Below are 15,833 nucleotides of genomic sequence, written 5' to 3'. Positions count from 1 at the left end.
CTTAGGGTCGCACGAGGGAGATTTGCGGCAGGCGGATACCGGTCAGAACCGCGCCGGTCGTCTGCACGGTCAGTTCCGGACCGGACGCGGTGAACTGCACCGCCTTGATCGATCCCGTCGCCGTGGTGCCATCCGCCTTGGAGACCTCCACCGCGTGGTTCAGCAGGCTCAAGGCCTGGCTGGAGGACGTCATGGTCAGCATGCTTTCCATGTTCAGGCTGAGCTGGCGCGACTGCTCCAGGTTGCTGAACTGCGCCAACTGCGCCAGGAACTCGCGGTTGTCGACGGGCTCCAGCGGATCCTGGAACTGCAACTGCGACAGGAACAGCTTGATGAAGCCTTCCTGGTCGATGGTCTTGCTGGTCTGTGCACTGGCGCTGCCGTTGTTGACCACGCCACCGATTGCATCAATTGCCACTGCCGTCTCCCTGTCGCGTCGTGGGGCGGCGCCAGACTTCGGCGCCATTGAACATGATCCGTTGGGTTGCGCTGTTCGCGGTCTCGGACAGCAGTGCGCCGACCAAGGCCTCGGTGTCGCTACCGCTCATGCGGTAGTCCCGTACCCAGATCGTCGCCGCGCCCTCGGCATCCACCACGCGCTTGATGGAGCGCTCGCTCCAGCGCTCGGTCGCGGAAACCAGGGCCGCGCGATCCGCCGACGCCCACGCCGACGCCGACGCCGACGTGATCAAAGTGTCCGGCGAATACGCAGCACGCGTCAGGCCCGCACCGGCGACGGCTGCGGAAAGCGCCGCCGCTTCAGGCAACGCATCGGGCGCAGCGGGCAGCGTCTGCAATGGGGCACAGAATGGTGCGGGCTCAGCGCGCGCGGCAATCTGTTGTGCCACCGGCAGCGACACCGGTATCTGGGCAAGTCCCCGCGGCCGAGACAGCTGGGACAATGCGTAGCTCGGAGTGGCTTGCCATTCGTAGAGCACACTGGCTTCCACCGCATGGTCGGCGACCGCGCGGAATGCGGTAGGCGCAGCGGGCGCCATCGGCACTTCGGCTACTTGCCGGGGGGCCGGAGCGGGAGATGGCGAATGGCCCTCATTTTCCACCCACTCGCGAAAATCCTTGCGGTCCTGGTCGTCGTTCGCACGCGCACGTGCGGGTGCCCTTTCAACGTCCTGCGACGCGCGGGCAACGGGAAACACGTCGTGGACGCTCATGCGATCCCCCGAGCATTCGCCCACAGGGCGACGCTCTCTTCGTGCGCGCGCTGCTCGCGGGTCAGCAATGCGCTTCGCCGCGCGGCATCGACGCGCCGCTGCACCGCTTCATGCGCCGCCGCCGCACGCCGGTAGTCCTGCTGGCCGAGCGCCAGCTCCGATTGCGCGGCCAGCAACGCCTCTGCAGCCGCATCGCAATGCGACTGGGCAAGCGACTCGGCGACGATGGCTTCTGCGTACAACGCCAAGCGCAATCCTCCCGCTGCGTCGGTCTTCCGCTTCCACGCGGAGATGGATGCAACGGCCGTGTCTGCCTCGCCCTTTCGTGCGCGCGCACCATGCTCGCTGGCAGCTGCCAAGCGCAAGATATCCGCCTGCTGCTGCTTGCTCAGCGCCTGCAGCCTGGCGAGGGATTGCAAGGACTTCAATCGCTTATCGTGCATGACTGGCCTCCACGCGGCCGGCCGCAGGGCGCAGCGCAGCAGCGAAGTGCTCCAGGGCCTCGGTGCGGGAGGATGTCGCCTGTGCCGACTGCCGCAGCACGCGCTCGAGTACAGGCCAGACATCCACTGCCTGATCGAGTTCGGCATTGACACCGCGCTGGTGCGCGCCGAGCTCGATCATGTCACGGGACGCTTCATAGAGCGCAAGCGAGCGCCGGACCTGGGCAGCCAGGGAAAGCGCGTCCTCGGATGCCAGTCGGCCGATCAGGCGACTGACGCTGCCAAGCACGTTGACGGCGGGGTAGTGCCCACGCGCAGCCAATTCGCGGTCCAGCAGGATATGGCCGTCGAGGATCGCGCGCATATGGTCGGTCACGGGCTCGTTGAAGTCGTCGCCCTCCACCAGCACGCTGTAGATCGCGGTGATCGAGCCGCGGCCGTGGTTGCCGCAGCGTTCGGCGATCTTGGGCAGCCAGGAAAAGACCGACGGCGTATAGCCGCGGAACGTCGGAGGTTCGCCAACCGCAAGCCCGATTTCGCGCTGGGCCATCGCAAAGCGCGTGATCGAATCCACGACAAGCAACACCGACTTGCCCTGATCGCGGAAGAACTCGGCGATCGCATGCGCGGCATGGACGGCATGCGTGCGCACCAACGCCGGCTGGTCGGCAGTGGCCGCAACCACCACGCTGCGCTTGAGACCCTCTGCACCCAGCGAATGGCGCACGAAGTCGCCGACCTCTCGGCCACGCTCGCCGATCAGCGCCAGGACCACGACGTCGGCCTGCACATTGCGCGCCAGCATGCCGAGCAACGAGCTCTTGCCTACGCCGCTGCCGGCAAAGATGCCGATGCGCTGTCCCCGGCCCAGCGTCAGGAGTGCGTCCACCACGCGCACGCCGGTTTCCAGGACATGGTCGATCTCCTGCCTGTGCAGAGGATTCGGCGCAGCGGCGTGCAGCGGATAGCGGACATCTTCGCGAATGGCGCCCAACCCGTCCAGGGGATGGCAGAAGGCATCCACCACGCGCCCGAGCATCTCCATGCCGACCGGCACATCGAGCGTACGGCCTGTCGCGCGAACGTCGTCGCCCACCGACAGACCGGCGACGCCGTCGTAGGGCAGCAACAGCGTGCGTCCGTTCTTCAGGCCGACCACCTGCGCGCGCACGCGCTCTTGGAGACGGTCGCTGAGGATCTCGCATACCTCGCCGATCCCGGCGTCGGGCCCGTCGGCCTCGATCACCAGGCCGTTGAATGCCGTGACGCGCCCACGGCGCAGCACATAGGGCTGTCGCTCGATCTCCGCCAGCAGGTGCGACACCAGGGTCACGATGCGCTCTCCTCCGCCACGTGAGTGGCGAAGCCTGCAAGCAGCGCAACCTTCAACGCCTCCAGGCGGACATCGAGCCCGAGTTCGTAGTGTCCTGCGACCGTCTCGATCACGCACTGCCCGGCGGACAGCGCCGGATCGGCGATCAGGTCCACCGACAGGCCAGCCAGGTCCAGCGCCGCGTCTTGCGGAGCAAGGCGAATCGCGGTGACACGGTGTTTCGCGGTCTGTACCGCCTGCTGGCAAAGCGATCGCATGAGGGTTCGGTTGGCGTACTGCTCCCCCACCACCTTCGCGATCGCCGCGTAGCTGACTTCGACGGCAATTTCCTGCGCGCTCCTGGCCTGCACGTCGATGGCCTGCGTCAAGCCGGCCATGAGCGCCTCCAGCTGATGACGCGTCTGGGCAAGCCGTTCACGCGCTTCGTCAGCGCTCGCACGCAGCTGCTCGCTGGCAGCGGCGATCTCGCGCTGAATTTCGCCGGCCGCATCCTGCTGTGCAGCAGCCCATCCTTCCCGATAGCCGCGCTCGCTCGCTGCGGCGAACGCCTCCTGCAGCAGCACGTCCGCGGATGGGCCCGACGAGGCCTCCATCGCCGCCGAACGCGCCGTATGCCAGGGCTGATGCAGCCCCTCCTGCCAGACGGACCGCTTCACTGCGGCATCCCATCCGGCAAGCGGCCATGCGCCGCGGCCACCACTGCGTCGCGAACCGCCGGCGCCAATGCGGGGCAGTCGCGCATGTCACGGCGCACCCGCTCAGCGAAGCGCGCGTCGATCAACGAGAACAGGAAATCCGACGCGTCCATTCCGAGCGCAACAACCAGGCGGCTGTACGAACCGCTGTCCAGCATCCGCGACAGCGCCACCAGGCGATCCAGATCCATCTCGCCATGGCGCCCCGGCGCGTGGCGCGCCTGCCCGCCACAGATCGTCGTGACCAGCGCTCCACTATCCCACCGCCGCCTGCGCACGACCGCAGCGTCCGCCTCGATGCGCTCAGCCCACTCAGGCGGTAGCGAGGCCATCAATGCGCGTCTGGCGCGCGGTGGCATCACGCTCGCCAGCAATGCGGCCATTCTGATCCGTTCCGGCGCGATCATTTCGGCGCCACCGCCAGCCAGGCGCGAATCTGCGCCGCGGCGGCCTCGCTCTCGCGCGGACTCAGGTAGCGGGCACGGCGGGCCATCAGCCAACCGGCAAGGAGGCCGATCGCGATGCCCGCCAGGCCAACCAGAACCGCAACCAACATCGGAATGCCATCCCGCTGCAGCGGCGCCGACCGCACGGCAGAGCGCGATACAAGCGCAGGCGCTGCTCCGGATGCTCCGACCCGTGCAGGCGTGGGCAGTACCCCGATTTCCACGACATCGCCGCGCGTTGCATCGACACCAACCGCCGCTGCGACCAGCCGCTGCAGATGTTGCTGCTGCACGGCGTCGACCGGCGCAGCCAACACCACGGCGACGGAAATGCGCTCGATCCTGCCCATCGCCTTGGTCACTTCTTCCTTGTCCGTTCCATGCGCGTACTCGATCTGCTCGCTGAGCAGGCCATTGCCGGCCCCCTCTGTCGCCTTGTCCGAACTTGCGCTGCGGCGTACAACGGCTCCCGCCCCTTGGCCCGGCGCGTCGACCACCCGCTCGCTGGTCTTGCGCACCTTGTCAAAGTTCATCTGGACATTGACGGACACCGCAGCGTTCTCGCCGCCGGGTGCGTTGGCCAGCAGCTTGCGGATGTCGCTCTCGTATTGCGCAGCGAGTGTGCGCGCGGCACCACCACGCTCGCTGGCGGCCTCTCCACCATCGGCCTCTCCGCCACCGAGCTGCAACCCCGAGGGACCAACGACGATGACCGAATCTGCCTTCAGGCCATCCACCGCGGCGGCGACCAGGTTGCGGATGCCGGCCACCTGTCGCGCATCGAGCCGTGTGCCAGGCGCGAGCGCAACGGCAACGGACGCCTTGGACTCGCCATCCTCGGCCAGGAACATGCCCGGACGGCGGATCGACAGATGCACGCGTACGTTCTGCACGCCGGGAATGGTCGCGATCGTCCGTTCGATCTCGCCTTGCAGCGCGCGTTGGTAGCTGATGCGCTGCGCGAATTCGGTGACCCCCAGCTCGCTGTGATCGAACAGCTCGAAACCGACATGTCCGCCTTTGGGAATGCCGGCCGATACCAGGCGCATCCGCAGCGGATGCACCTGGGATTGCTCGACCAGGATCCCGCTTCCATCATTGGTATAGCTGTGCGGCACCTTCCACTCGTCCAGCGCCGTGGAGACCTCCGCGGCGTCGGATTCCTTCAGGTCCCCGAACAGCAGCGCCTGACGGGAGGACAGCGCCCACCACAGCGCGCCGGCGGTGGCCAGCACGATCACCAGCAAGCCAAGCAGAAGGCCGCGGCGCCGGGACTGGCTCAAGGCGGAGTAGGTATTGGTCAGAAGCGCCACGTGTCCGGGTCCTTACAGCTGCATCCTGGAAAGCTCTTGATAGCCTTCCACCAGTCGATTCCGCACCTCCGAGAACAGCATCAGGTGCATCCGCGCCTCTTCCAGGGAGATCATCAGGTCGTGCGGCGCGATATCGTGGCCCGCGGCCAACTCGCGCACGTTCTGGTCCGCCGCGCCCAGCGCCTGATCGACCTTGGCCACACCCTGTTCGACGATGCGGCCGAAATCGGCCGGCTGCAGCGCCGATGGCGCCACGGGCGCTTCCGTTCCGGCATGGGCCAGCAGCGATGTCACCGCCTCTATCGCCGACATGCTCATTTGCCCCCGATTTCCAATGCACGCAGCACCATGCTGCGCAATACGTTGAAGGACCGGACATTGGCCTCATAGCCGCGGCTGGCCGTCATCAGCGTGGTCATTTCGCCGACCATGTCCACCGCGGGGTAGTGCACCATGCCCTTCGCGTCGGCCATCGGATGCTTCGGATCCAGCACCGTCCGCGTCCCGAGCTCGCGCGCGGCGGACACGCCCTCGTCCTGTCCCACCAGCGTCGCGAACGACGGACCGGTCTTGGTCAGTTGATTCGGATCGAGGGCACGGTTGGCGACCGCGATGTGCCGCCCCGCCTCATCCATGCGCAGCCGTTCGTTCTGCATGCCTGCGCGGCTTGCTTCCAGGATTGCGTCGATGCCCATCTCAGCTCCTTCCGGTAATCGCCAGGCGCATCAGACCGAAATGCCGGCTCAGCGATTCGGTCAGCGCCTGATAGTTGAGACCCGCCGACACCGAATCGGCGACCAGTTCGTCGAGCGAGGCCTGCGGCAGATCGTTGCGTTCGTTCACCACTGCCAGGGACCCCTTGACCGGGTCGTGCAGCAACCCGGCAACGTCCTGCGGCGTCGCACCCGCTGCGGCTTCCAGCAGACGCGTGGCCTCTGTATCGTCGACGACGAAGCGGGTGGCGTTGGCGGCGGACGCGTTGACGATGTTCCAGCCTGCGACTTCCGCTTTCAGTTTGCTTACGCCCAATGCCGTACGTACGGCATCGACGGTCAGATCGTGCGCCATGACATGTCCTATTGAATGACCAGTTCGCCGTCGAGCGCGCCCGCCGACTTGATGGACTGCAGTACCGCGATCACGTCGCGGGTGGAGAGCTTCACCGCGCGCAGCGCCGAGATCAGCTCGGCGACCGTGGCGCCTTCGGCGATCTTCACTACCGGCGCAACGCCCTCCTCGGTCTTGATCTCGCTTTCGGGCACCAGCACGCTGCGGATGCCCGGACCCGGGCGGACCAGCAGGCCATCCGGCTGGGAGACGCTGTAGTGCGTCGCGATCTCCACGCGCAGGTCTCCATGCGAGATGCTGACCTGGCCCACCCGGATATCGCCTCCCGCCACGACGGTGCCGGTGCGTTCATTGATGACCACGCGTGCCGGCCGCTCTCGCGCCACGCGGACGTTCTCGACCTGTGAGATCCGCGCAACGCGGTTGCCATCGTCGCGGAAGCGGACGACCACCTTGCCCGCGTGCTCTGCCGTGGCGGTCGCGCCCGGCACCGTGCGCGTGATCGCCTCGGCGATGCGGTTGGCGGTGGTGAAATCGGCTTCTTCCAGCAGCACGCTGAGCGTGCCGGGCTGACCGGCAACATCCAGCGGCGCCGCGCGTTCGACGGTCGCACCCGAGGGGATCCAGCCCACGGTCGGATGGTTCTTCTGCACCGAGGCGGTGACGGCCTCGAACTGGTAGCCGCCGACGGAGATCGCGCCCTGCGCGATCGCATAGACCTTGCCGTCCGGGCCGGACAGCGGCGCGAGCATGAGCGTGCCACCGGTTAGGCTGCGCGCATCGCCGGCCGAGGACACCTGCACGTCCAGCGGTTGACCCGGCTCCGCGAACGCCGGCAACTTCGCGGTCACCAGCACGGCCGCAACGTTGCGGCTGGACAGATCGTTCAGCTCGACCGCCACCCCGAAGTTGCGCAGCGTATTGGCGACCGACTGCACCGTCGCGCGGTTGCGCGGAGAGTCGCCTGAGCCGGACAGTCCGAACACCAGTCCATACCCGGTCAGCGGATTTTCGCGGACGCCGGCGATACGGGCCACGTCCTTGACTTTGACTTCATGGCTTTCAGTCGCCGACGCAGCGCCGGCGAACATGCCGACAAGCAGGACGAACGGATGCAGGAATTTCATAGCACCCTCAGCCATTTCAGCACCCGGTACACCATGCTCTGCCGCTGCGATTCGGCCACCGCGCCCTTTCCGTCGAACTGCACATGCGCGTTTGCCAGGCGATGCGACCAGACCGTATTGTCCGAAAGAATATCGTCGGGTCGCACGATGCCGCTCAGCACGATGTGCTGGTCTTCCTTGTTGATGGTCAGCGACTGCTCGCCTTCGACCGCCAGCGACCCGTCGGGAAGCACCGCCGTGACCCGAACCGACAGCTGGGTCCGAAGCTCGCCGACGCGGGAGGTTTCGCCGCTGCCCTTGGTACCGCCAGCCAGGCTCGCATCGAATGCGCCGCGATAGGCATTGTTGCCCGCCGTACCGCTCACCCGCACGTCCGATCCGGCATCGGTCGCGGCGCTGGACCGCGCACGCGCAGCCTCGAGCACATTGACCGTCAGGATGTCGCCCACCCGGTAGGCACGCCGATCCGAGGCGATGCCGCGGTAGGTATCGGGATTGATCAGGCTTTCCTGGGCGATGGCCGCATGCGCCATACCGAACGCCAGCAGCAGCGGCACTGCCCGGGACCACATACGTTCAGCGTTCAATCGCCACCTCCCCTCGCGCCACGACGCGCGCCTTGACCGCGTCGTGTGCGCCCTCCGGCACCACGGCGATCAATTCGCCGGCTTGACCGCCATCGATGGCCAGCGCCGGCATGCGTACTACCACCGCCCCCTGGGTCAGCCGCAACATCACGCGCTCGCGCTGCTCCACCGTACGCGGCTGCTGGAAATCCGATGCCAGCACCACGTCGCCCGCGCGCACTTCGCGCCGCAGGCGCAGTGCGGCAGCGGATGCCGCGTCCGCCATGGTCGGGCCGCGCTGGGCCAGGCCCGCGACATTCACGCGGGCGGATCGGGTCGCCAGCGAGCCATACGCCGTGCCCTTGGCGTAGCGGTCCGCATAGACCGGCACCTGCGCCCACCATTTCGCCGAGAACCACACCATTCTGGTCTGCTGCGTCTTGCCATCGACCAGGATCCGTACCGGCACGCCGACCCGTGCCCGCGGCCACGCGCCTGCGATCGTGCCAGCCTCGAGCGTGACCGCGGCAGGCTCCGCGTCGAGATGCGATTCGACCGGCGCGCTCGGTTCCAGCTCCAACTGCCCGGCCACCGACGACGGCAGACCGTGCAGGTAGGCACTGGCGCACTCGACCAGACGCTCCGGGGCCAGGGTCGTCGTCGCAGCGATCGCCCACATCGGGCATACCGCCAATAGCAGGAGCACGAAACGGGTCATCAGCGGCGCAGGTTGTTGATGGTTTCCAGCACCTGATCGGATGCCTGCAGCACGCGCGCATTCAGCTGATACGCACGCTGCGCCAGCACCAGCCCGGTCATTTCGTCGATCATGTCGACGTTTGCGGACTCCAGATAGCCCTGCTGCAACTTGCCCGCGCCATCCACGCCTGCCGTGGCGACGATCGGCTCCCCGGAACGGCTACTGGCCTGGAATACGTTGTCGCCATATGCGCTCAGCCCTTCGGTGGAGGCGAAGGTCACCAGATCGATGGTGCCCAGCACGCTGCGTTCTTGCGCTCCCTCCAACGTCGCACTGACTTCGCCCGCGCTGGAAATCAACAGATCGGACGCGCCGCTGGGGACCTGGATGCCAGGTGCCAACCGCATGCCGTTGACCGCCGTCAGATAGCCCTGCGCGTCCAGCCGGAATTGGCCCGAGCGAGTGTAGAAACGTTCGCCATTGGCATTTTCGAGTTCGAAGAAGCCGCTCCCGTCGATGGCCACGTCCAAGGTGTTGCGGGTGGGCTGCATCGCACCCGCGCCGAACTCCATGGTCGTGGACATGACCCGCGTGCCGCCGCCATGCAGCATGGCCGCCTGGTCGATGCTCTCGCCAGCCATCGGCACATTGGCGATTTCGGCGAAGTTCACCCGCCCACGCTTGAAGCCGGGCGTCTGCATGTTGGCGACATTGTTGGAAATGACGTCGATCTGCTGCTGCTGGCTGCGCAGGCCGCTGGACGAGATATAAAGCGCATCGATCATGAGAGTGCCCTGTTAGTTGTCGCCGACGCGGTTGATGCCCACATCGAGCACCTTGTCGTAGAGAGAAATCACGCGTTGCACGGATTCGGCATGGCGCGTCAGTTCGATCAGCTGCAATGTCTGCTCCGCGGCATCGACATTCGATTGCTCGACCGCGCCCTGCTCGACGGTGCCGTTCCAGTCCTGCAGCGCCCCGTCGTAACGGTAGCCACCGGCCGCGGGCAGCAACCGGCCGGCATCGGCGACGTCCACCAGCAGCAGGCGCCCGAGCGACTGGTCGCCGCTCCAGACTGCGCCATCGCGCTCTACGCGGATGTCGCCCTGCGGCAACGTCAACGGGCCGCTGTCGGTGAGGACCGGCATGCCGTCGCGCGTCACCAGCATGCCGTCCGCCGAACGGACGAACGAGCCCGACCGCGTCAGCACCCGCTGCTCTCCGTCCTGCACCACGAAAAAGCCATTGCCGCGCAAGGCCAGATCGAGACCGCGCTGCGTTTCCTTCAATGGCCCGTCGCTCAGTTGCAGCGCGCCGCGCATCCCCGAAACGGTGGCGAAATCCGGAACGCCGCGCACCGACTGGTAACCCGGCGTATTGATGTTGGCCACGTTCCGACTGATGGCAGTGAGGCCTTCGACATCCGCATTCAGGCTGCGGCTGATGGCATTGATCGCGTCGCTCATGCGGCCGCCTGCAAGGAAGTGCCCACGGCCGCGAACGAGCGGACCATGGTGGTGGAGGGGATCTCGTTCAGACCGAGCACGGCGACGTGCGGCAGCGATCGCTGGATCAAGGCGCGCAACGGACGCCGCAGCGGCGATGGGCACAGCAGCACCGGCTGCAGGCTCCGTCCCATCATCGTTTCGGCGGAGCGCGAGAGCTGGCGCACGAAACCGTCCAGTTCCGCCATGTCGTTGAACAGCGAAGCGCGCCCTTCCGTCGCCCGCTGGTTGCCCATCAAGGCCCGCTCGATGCCAGGCTCCAGGGTCAGCACGTTCAGTTCGCCGCGCGGGTCCACATAGCGCTGGCAGATGGTTGCGCCCAGTCGCTCGCGCACGCGTTCGGCCAGTTCGGCCGGCGCCTTCATGGTGCGGCCGCAATCGAGCAGCACTTCGATGATCGCTTCGAGGTTGCGAATGCTGACCTGCTCGCGCAGCAGCATCTGCAGGGTCTTCTGGATATCCGAATAGGTGAGCACGGCAGGCACCAACTCGTTGAGCATCGCCGTGCCGCGCTCGCCCATCCGCGCCATCAGGCGCTCGGTTTCGGTACGGCTGAGCAGCTCCGGGCTGTGCATCTTCACCAACTCGTTGAGATGGGTGATCAGCACGGTGTCCGGCTCCACCAGCGTGTAGCCCGCGGTACGCGCGCTCTGCCGCTGCTCGGGCTGGATCCACAGGGCCGGAAGACCGTAGGCCGGGTCGCGTGTTTCCAGCCCGTCCAGCTTGGTCTTGATGCCGCCGGGATTGATCGCCAGCACCCGGTCCGGATACAGGACGCCGTGCGCCACCCGGTTGCCTTCGAGATGGAACTCGTAGCCGCCGGCATCCAGTTCCTGGCGCAGGCTGGTCTGTACCTTGGGCAACACGAATCCCAGATCCATCGCCACCTGTTTGCGCAGACTGGCGATGCGCTCGGCGAAGTCGCCGGCCGGCCCCAACAGCATTTCATGCACTGCGCCGCCCAGCCTGATCTCGACCGGCTCGACCCGCATCGCCTGCTGCAGATCGTCCTGCGCGGCGGGGACGGCCTCTTCTTCGGGTTCGGTCGCCGCCATTGGCTCCTTGTTGCGGCTGAACCTGATCAGCACTGCGATACCGGCCAGCACCAGCAGCACCGGCCACTTGGGAAAGCCTGGCAGCAGCAGGACCATCAGCAACGCCGCCCCGACCACCAACAAGGCCTTCGGGTTGGACAGGACCTGGCGCGGGATCTCCGCGCCCAGCCGGGCATCGGCAGCGGCGCGGGTGATGATGATGCCGGTCGCCACCGCGATGACCAGGGAGGGGATCTGCGTGACGATACCGTCGCCCACCGTCAGCAGGGTGAAGCGCTGCACCGCCTCCGTCCACGGCATCCCCATCTGCGCGATGCCGATCGCCAGACCGCCGACGATGTTGATCAGGACGATGACGATGCCGGCGATGGCGTCGCCCTTGACGAACTTGGTCGCGCCGTCCATCGCGCCGTAGAAATTGGCTTCCTTCTCGATCTGCTTGCGACGCCGGCGCGCCTCGTGCTCGTCGATGAGCCCCATGTTCATGTCGGCGTCGATGCTCATCTGCTTGCCGGGCATGCTGTCCAGGGTGAAACGTGCGGCCACCTCGGCGACACGCTGCGCGCCGGTGGTGACCACCACGTACTGCACCACCACCAGGATCAGGAACACCACGATGCCCACGACGTAGTTGCCGCGGATCACGAACGAGCCGATCGCGGCGATGACGCGGCCAGCATCGGCGCCATCGAGGATCAGGCGTGTGGCCGACACATTCAGTGCCAGGCGGAACATCGTCGCCAGCAGCAGCAAGGTCGGGAACGTGGAGAAGTTGAGCGGCGACTCGGTGAAGAAAGTCACCAGCAGGATCAGTAGCGCCAGGCTGATGTTGATGATCAACAGCAGATCCAGCACCACCGACGGCACCGGCACGAACAGCACCATGAGCACGCCCACGACCAAGCCCACCAGGGCCAGGTCGCGCTTGTCCTGCAGCAGCGGCGCCAGCAGCTCCTTCATGCCGCCTTCCCCAGGCCTTGCGCGTACAGCTGCCGATAGATCGGCGCCAGTTGCCCGTAGAGATCCTCGGGCACCGGCGCATCGATGTCGCAGGCGCGGTACAGCGCGCGTGCCAGCGCCGGAACGCGAATGACCGGCACGCCCGCACGCGTTCCGACCCCGCGGACGCGCGCGGCCATGAAGCCGCGGCCCTTGGCCAGCACCACCGGCGCGCGCATGCTGCGCGGACGGTACTTCACCGCGACCGCGTAGTGCGTGGGATTGGTCAGGATCACGTCGGCATCGGCCGCACGCGGCAACGCACGCACCTTCTTCAACAACTCGCGGATCTGCCGCCGTTGCCGCGACTTGACCTCCGGATCGCCGTCGCGGCGCTTGGCATCGTCGCGGACTTCGCGGCGGCTCATGCGCATGCGCTTGCCATGATCCTTGCGCACGAACAGCAGGTCGGCGAACGCCACCACCAGCAGCGCCGACAACAGATAGAGCGAGGTCGTCCAGAAGCCGTCCTTCAGCCGCTCCGGCAGGTCTGTGACCGGACTCAACGCGATACGGCCGACGAAGCTAGCCGCGGCCTTCGCCGCCGCATAGGCGATCAACGCCAGCAACAGCAACTTCACCACGAGCTTGCCCAGTTCCCACAGGCTACGCATCGAGAACAGCCGCTTGACCGTCGTCGCCGGATTCAGCCGCTGGGCGCTAGGCTTCAGCGGGAAGGCGGTGAGGATCGGCCCGGTCTGCACGAGGTTGGCGACCACGCCCACCACCAGCAGGGCCAGCACCATCGGCATCACTGCCTGCAGCAGGCCGAAGTAGGTTCCCTCCAGCCAGCGGAACAGCCCCGACCCGATGATCGGGCGGGTACCGGCCAACAGCAGGGTGCGCTCGGTTGCCTGCGTCAGCGCGACCGCGATCGAGCGCACGGTCAGCATCAGCGTCAATGCAAAGGCGATCAATCCCACCATGCCGACCATGTCGCTGCTTTTCGCCACCTCGCCCTTGTTCCGCGCTTCCTCCAGGCGATGCTGGGTCGGCTGCTCGGTCTTGTCCTGGTCGCCGGCCATCACGGCGCTCCCAATACGGTCGGCACTGCATCGATGGCCTGTGCGAACAGCCGGCCGATCAACGCTGGCGCATAGGCCAGCGTCAACGCCAGCAAGCCCATCGCCACCGCGACCTTGAGCGGCAGTGCCAGGAAATAGATGTTGGCCTGCGGCATCGACCTGGATGCATACCCCACCGCCACATCGACGCAAAACAGGCCCAGTACCACCGGCGCCACCACGGCCAGCCCACCCACGAAGCTGCTCCCCAGCATGGCCAGCAGCGCATCGGGATTCAGCGGCCGGGTCACCCGTCCCAACGGAATGAGCTGCACGCTCGACGCTACCGCCTTGAACAACACCAGATGCAGATTGAGGGCGAAGAACAGTACGGTCGCCGCGAGCATCAAGGCGTGACCGAGCAGGGATTCCTGGGTGTCGCCCGATCCGGGATTGAGCAGCGCACCGGCGCTGAGTCCGGCCTGCATGTCCAGCAGCCACCCGCTCTTGTGCAAGGCGCCATTGGGAAGCAGGAACGCCAGGCCGAAGACGCCGCCCAGCAACAGCTCTCCCAACGCCGCAAGCAGGAGCAGCAAGGGCTGATGCAGCAACGGCAACACCTGCCCATCGGGCAACGACAACACGGTCAACCACGCGAACGCCAGCATCACCACAATCCGCACCAACAGCGGCGCCCAGGACAGCGGAGACAACCCCGGGAGCACGGTCAGCGGCAGATAGCGCAGCGAGGCGAATCCGAACAACACGGCCAGGGCGGCGATCGCGTCCATGCTCACATGCTCGCGGCGATGTCGAACATGCGCTTGGCCAGCTCGACCGAGGTCAGGATCATCCAGCTTCCCAACATCACGACCACCACGCCGACGGCGATCAGCTTGGGGATGAAGGTGAGGGTCATCTCCTGCACCTGCGTCACCACCTGCAGGATCGAGATCAGCAGCCCAACCACCAGCGTCACCAGCAGGATCGGCGCGGACACCTTGGCCGCGGCAAGCAGCGTCTCGGCCAGCAGTTGCATGGCGGTATCGGCGTCCATCCTTGCCCCTCAGCCAGCGTGCCGCGGCGCCGACAGACGGGCGCGCAGGCGCATGGCCATCTGCGCCGGATCCGCGTCGGGCACCTCGATCGCGCCGGCCAGCGCGCCTTCAGCGACCAGGACGGCAAACTCCGCCGCCGCGGTCGCCGCATCGCCGCGGTCTTGCAGCCACAGCGTGCGCGCATAGCGCCCGCTGATGCTGCGCGGATCCAGCCGCAGCGCGATGCGCATCAGGGCCTCGCCTTCCTCGCGCCCTTCCAGCAACGCCACTACCGCCAACCCGCCGTGAGATTCGGCAAAATTGCGATCCAGTGCGTAAGCCTGGCGGTAGCTGCTCTCGGCTTCGCTGCGCTCTCCACTCAACAATTGCAGCCAGCCCAACGCATGCCATGTCCCGATGTGATCGGGCATCGCACGCGTGGCGGCCTCCAACAAGGCGCGGGCACGTTCCAGGTTTCCTTGCAGCATGCACGCTTGGCCCAACCCGGACAGCGCACGGCCGGAATGCGGGAAGCGCGCGAGCGCGCGTTCGAAGTCGGCCGCCGCTCGGTCGGCATCTTGATGATAAAGACGCACGCTGCCGATCGTCAGCAGCGCCTCGTGCTGATCCGGGTACTCGGCCAGGCAAGCAACCGCGGTGTCCCATGCCTGCTGCGGACGGTCGGCGTCCAACTGCGCCAACGCGCGCAGGCCCAACGCCGTGGCGTGGCCGGGATCGAGCTGCAACGCCTCGTCCAGCGCCGCATCGGCAGCCGCCTCGTCGTGCTGCATCAACGCAACGCGCGCGGCCAACACAGCGAAATCGGCCGAGGGTCCGTGAAGCTGCCTCGCCTCGGCCAAGGTGGCGGTCGCACCGACAAGATCGCGTTGGCAGAGCTGCGCAAAGGCGATGTCATGCGCGATGGCTGGCGCAGGCGTGCGCTGTATCAGTGTCCGCAAGGTCGCTTCGGCGGACCCATAGCGCCCACTCAGCAGGTCGACCCGCGCGCTACGAAAGGCGACGCCGGGATCGTCCCGGCTGGCGTCCGGCAACTGCGCCAGCACCCGATCCGCAGCCGCAACCTGCCCGGCCGCGATCAGCGCATCGCACAGCTGGCACGCAAGCAGCGGGTTGGCGGGGTCCTGTGCCAGAAACGCGCCAAGTCGATCGATCGACGACATCTGTTACATCCATGCGACAAACAGCTGCGCCCGTCCTGTGGACGGCACGACAACTGGCAATTCCTGAAACGCCAAGACCCGCAAGCACATCAACGCCATCACGCAGCGCGCCTTCGCGGACGATGCGTGTCATTGATGAAGTCTTCGGCGTGTCCCCCCTGACAACGCGGCCACTTTACAGCCCATACC

The 15,833-nt window shown here is 66.7% G+C and carries 20 protein-coding genes; all 20 read right to left on the bottom strand.

The window, feature by feature from the left end; all coding sequences use genetic code 11:
• Window position 1 precedes the first annotated feature (1 nt).
• Genes ACP93_RS22460 through ACP93_RS10170 form a run of 20 tightly spaced genes read right to left on the bottom strand, consistent with a single transcriptional unit; the run spans window position 2 to window position 15,644 of the window.
• The gene (locus ACP93_RS22460; protein ID WP_204243669.1) at window positions 2–466 is read right to left on the bottom strand and encodes a flagellar hook assembly protein FlgD; all 465 of its coding nucleotides are present in this window, start codon (window positions 464–466) and stop codon (window positions 2–4) included.
• Window positions 408–1,172: a hypothetical protein gene (locus tag ACP93_RS21750; protein WP_131721613.1), complete on the bottom strand. Its 765-nt coding sequence runs from the start codon at window positions 1,170–1,172 to the stop codon at window positions 408–410. Before ACP93_RS21750 ends, ACP93_RS22460 begins: the two co-directional genes overlap by 59 nt.
• Window positions 1,169–1,615: a hypothetical protein gene (locus tag ACP93_RS10255; protein ID WP_131721612.1), complete on the bottom strand. Its 447-nt coding sequence runs from the start codon at window positions 1,613–1,615 to the stop codon at window positions 1,169–1,171. Before ACP93_RS10255 ends, ACP93_RS21750 begins: the two co-directional genes overlap by 4 nt.
• Window positions 1,605–2,948, bottom strand: coding sequence for a FliI/YscN family ATPase (locus ACP93_RS10250; RefSeq protein ID WP_048490580.1), 1,344 nt, complete (start codon window positions 2,946–2,948; stop codon window positions 1,605–1,607). Before ACP93_RS10250 ends, ACP93_RS10255 begins: the two co-directional genes overlap by 11 nt.
• Window positions 2,945–3,604: a FliH/SctL family protein gene (locus ACP93_RS10245; protein WP_053069731.1), complete on the bottom strand. Its 660-nt coding sequence runs from the start codon at window positions 3,602–3,604 to the stop codon at window positions 2,945–2,947. Before ACP93_RS10245 ends, ACP93_RS10250 begins: the two co-directional genes overlap by 4 nt.
• Complete coding sequence (locus ACP93_RS10240; RefSeq protein ID WP_131721611.1) at window positions 3,601–4,026, bottom strand: hypothetical protein; 426 nt, start codon at window positions 4,024–4,026, stop codon at window positions 3,601–3,603. Before ACP93_RS10240 ends, ACP93_RS10245 begins: the two co-directional genes overlap by 4 nt.
• A 20-nt stretch (window positions 4,027–4,046) precedes the next feature.
• Window positions 4,047–5,402 (bottom strand): flagellar basal-body MS-ring/collar protein FliF, encoded by a 1,356-nt coding sequence (gene fliF, locus ACP93_RS10235; RefSeq protein WP_228136003.1) that lies wholly within the window; start codon window positions 5,400–5,402, stop codon window positions 4,047–4,049.
• 12 nt (window positions 5,403–5,414) lie between these two features.
• Window positions 5,415–5,720: a flagellar hook-basal body complex protein FliE gene (locus ACP93_RS10230; RefSeq protein ID WP_048490578.1), complete on the bottom strand. Its 306-nt coding sequence runs from the start codon at window positions 5,718–5,720 to the stop codon at window positions 5,415–5,417.
• Entirely contained in the window at window positions 5,717–6,097 is a 381-nt protein-coding gene (locus tag ACP93_RS10225) for a flagellar basal body rod protein FlgC (protein ID WP_048490577.1), read from the bottom strand. The genes ACP93_RS10230 and ACP93_RS10225 overlap by 4 nt, the downstream gene beginning before the upstream one ends.
• 1 nt (window position 6,098) lies before the next feature.
• Entirely contained in the window at window positions 6,099–6,470 is a 372-nt protein-coding gene (locus tag ACP93_RS10220) for a hypothetical protein (RefSeq protein ID WP_048490576.1), read from the bottom strand.
• Between the two features lie 8 nt (window positions 6,471–6,478).
• Window positions 6,479–7,597: a flagellar basal body P-ring protein FlgI gene (locus ACP93_RS10215; protein WP_053069730.1), complete on the bottom strand. Its 1,119-nt coding sequence runs from the start codon at window positions 7,595–7,597 to the stop codon at window positions 6,479–6,481.
• Window positions 7,594–8,154, bottom strand: coding sequence for a flagellar basal body L-ring protein FlgH (locus tag ACP93_RS10210; RefSeq protein WP_228136002.1), 561 nt, complete (start codon window positions 8,152–8,154; stop codon window positions 7,594–7,596). The genes ACP93_RS10215 and ACP93_RS10210 overlap by 4 nt, the downstream gene beginning before the upstream one ends.
• A gap of 19 nt (window positions 8,155–8,173) precedes the next feature.
• Window positions 8,174–8,881, bottom strand: a complete 708-nt coding sequence (locus ACP93_RS10205; protein ID WP_048490574.1) for a flagella basal body P-ring formation protein FlgA — start codon at window positions 8,879–8,881, stop codon at window positions 8,174–8,176.
• Window positions 8,881–9,648 carry a flagellar hook-basal body protein gene (locus ACP93_RS10200; protein WP_048490573.1) on the bottom strand — a complete coding sequence of 256 codons (768 nt, stop codon included), beginning with the start codon at window positions 9,646–9,648 and terminating at the stop codon, window positions 8,881–8,883. The genes ACP93_RS10205 and ACP93_RS10200 overlap by 1 nt, the downstream gene beginning before the upstream one ends.
• Window positions 9,649–9,660: 12 nt before the next feature.
• The gene (locus tag ACP93_RS10195; protein WP_048490572.1) at window positions 9,661–10,329 is read right to left on the bottom strand and encodes a flagellar hook-basal body protein; all 669 of its coding nucleotides are present in this window, start codon (window positions 10,327–10,329) and stop codon (window positions 9,661–9,663) included.
• Window positions 10,326–12,383, bottom strand: a complete 2,058-nt coding sequence (locus tag ACP93_RS10190; protein WP_048490571.1) for a flagellar biosynthesis protein FlhA — start codon at window positions 12,381–12,383, stop codon at window positions 10,326–10,328. Before ACP93_RS10190 ends, ACP93_RS10195 begins: the two co-directional genes overlap by 4 nt.
• Entirely contained in the window at window positions 12,380–13,447 is a 1,068-nt protein-coding gene (locus ACP93_RS10185) for an EscU/YscU/HrcU family type III secretion system export apparatus switch protein (protein ID WP_048490570.1), read from the bottom strand. Before ACP93_RS10185 ends, ACP93_RS10190 begins: the two co-directional genes overlap by 4 nt.
• Window positions 13,447–14,217, bottom strand: coding sequence for a flagellar biosynthetic protein FliR (locus ACP93_RS10180; RefSeq protein WP_048490569.1), 771 nt, complete (start codon window positions 14,215–14,217; stop codon window positions 13,447–13,449). The genes ACP93_RS10185 and ACP93_RS10180 overlap by 1 nt, the downstream gene beginning before the upstream one ends.
• Window positions 14,218–14,219: 2 nt before the next feature.
• On the bottom strand, window positions 14,220–14,483 hold the full coding sequence (locus tag ACP93_RS10175; protein WP_048490568.1) for a flagellar biosynthetic protein FliQ: 264 nt from the start codon (window positions 14,481–14,483) through the stop codon (window positions 14,220–14,222).
• Between the two features lie 9 nt (window positions 14,484–14,492).
• The gene (locus ACP93_RS10170) at window positions 14,493–15,644 is read right to left on the bottom strand and encodes a tetratricopeptide repeat protein (RefSeq protein WP_048490567.1); all 1,152 of its coding nucleotides are present in this window, start codon (window positions 15,642–15,644) and stop codon (window positions 14,493–14,495) included.
• Between the last annotated feature and the right edge of the window lie 189 nt (window positions 15,645–15,833).

The sequence above is a fragment of the Xanthomonas sp. NCPPB 1128 genome, assembly GCF_001043115.1.
In the GTDB taxonomy this organism is placed as follows: Bacteria; Pseudomonadota; Gammaproteobacteria; order Xanthomonadales; family Xanthomonadaceae; genus Xanthomonas_A.
This window is presented reverse-complemented; position numbering and strand designations above follow the sequence as displayed.

Excerpts from the sequence above, each read along its gene's own strand:
- ACP93_RS10205 (WP_048490574.1), bottom strand. The coding sequence starts at position 8,881 with ATGACCCGTTTCGTGCTCCTGCTATTGGCGGTATGCCCGATGTGGGCG.
- ACP93_RS10195 (WP_048490572.1), bottom strand. The coding sequence starts at position 10,329 with ATGAGCGACGCGATCAATGCCATCAGCCGCAGCCTGAATGCGGATGTC.
- ACP93_RS10200 (WP_048490573.1), bottom strand. The coding sequence starts at position 9,648 with ATGATCGATGCGCTTTATATCTCGTCCAGCGGCCTGCGCAGCCAGCAG.
- ACP93_RS10225 (WP_048490577.1), bottom strand. The coding sequence starts at position 6,097 with ATGGGCATCGACGCAATCCTGGAAGCAAGCCGCGCAGGCATGCAGAAC.
- ACP93_RS10185 (WP_048490570.1), bottom strand. The coding sequence starts at position 13,447 with ATGGCCGGCGACCAGGACAAGACCGAGCAGCCGACCCAGCATCGCCTG.
- ACP93_RS10170 (WP_048490567.1), bottom strand. The coding sequence starts at position 15,644 with ATGTCGTCGATCGATCGACTTGGCGCGTTTCTGGCACAGGACCCCGCC.
- ACP93_RS10215 (WP_053069730.1), bottom strand. The coding sequence starts at position 7,597 with ATGAAATTCCTGCATCCGTTCGTCCTGCTTGTCGGCATGTTCGCCGGC.
- ACP93_RS10230 (WP_048490578.1), bottom strand. The coding sequence starts at position 5,720 with ATGAGCATGTCGGCGATAGAGGCGGTGACATCGCTGCTGGCCCATGCC.
- ACP93_RS21750 (WP_131721613.1), bottom strand. The coding sequence starts at position 1,172 with ATGAGCGTCCACGACGTGTTTCCCGTTGCCCGCGCGTCGCAGGACGTT.
- ACP93_RS22460 (WP_204243669.1), bottom strand. The coding sequence starts at position 466 with ATGGCGCCGAAGTCTGGCGCCGCCCCACGACGCGACAGGGAGACGGCA.
- ACP93_RS10220 (WP_048490576.1), bottom strand. The coding sequence starts at position 6,470 with ATGGCGCACGATCTGACCGTCGATGCCGTACGTACGGCATTGGGCGTA.
- ACP93_RS10180 (WP_048490569.1), bottom strand. The coding sequence starts at position 14,217 with ATGGACGCGATCGCCGCCCTGGCCGTGTTGTTCGGATTCGCCTCGCTG.
- ACP93_RS10190 (WP_048490571.1), bottom strand. The coding sequence starts at position 12,383 with ATGAAGGAGCTGCTGGCGCCGCTGCTGCAGGACAAGCGCGACCTGGCC.
- ACP93_RS10255 (WP_131721612.1), bottom strand. The coding sequence starts at position 1,615 with ATGCACGATAAGCGATTGAAGTCCTTGCAATCCCTCGCCAGGCTGCAG.
- ACP93_RS10240 (WP_131721611.1), bottom strand. The coding sequence starts at position 4,026 with ATGGCCGCATTGCTGGCGAGCGTGATGCCACCGCGCGCCAGACGCGCA.
- ACP93_RS10175 (WP_048490568.1), bottom strand. The coding sequence starts at position 14,483 with ATGGACGCCGATACCGCCATGCAACTGCTGGCCGAGACGCTGCTTGCC.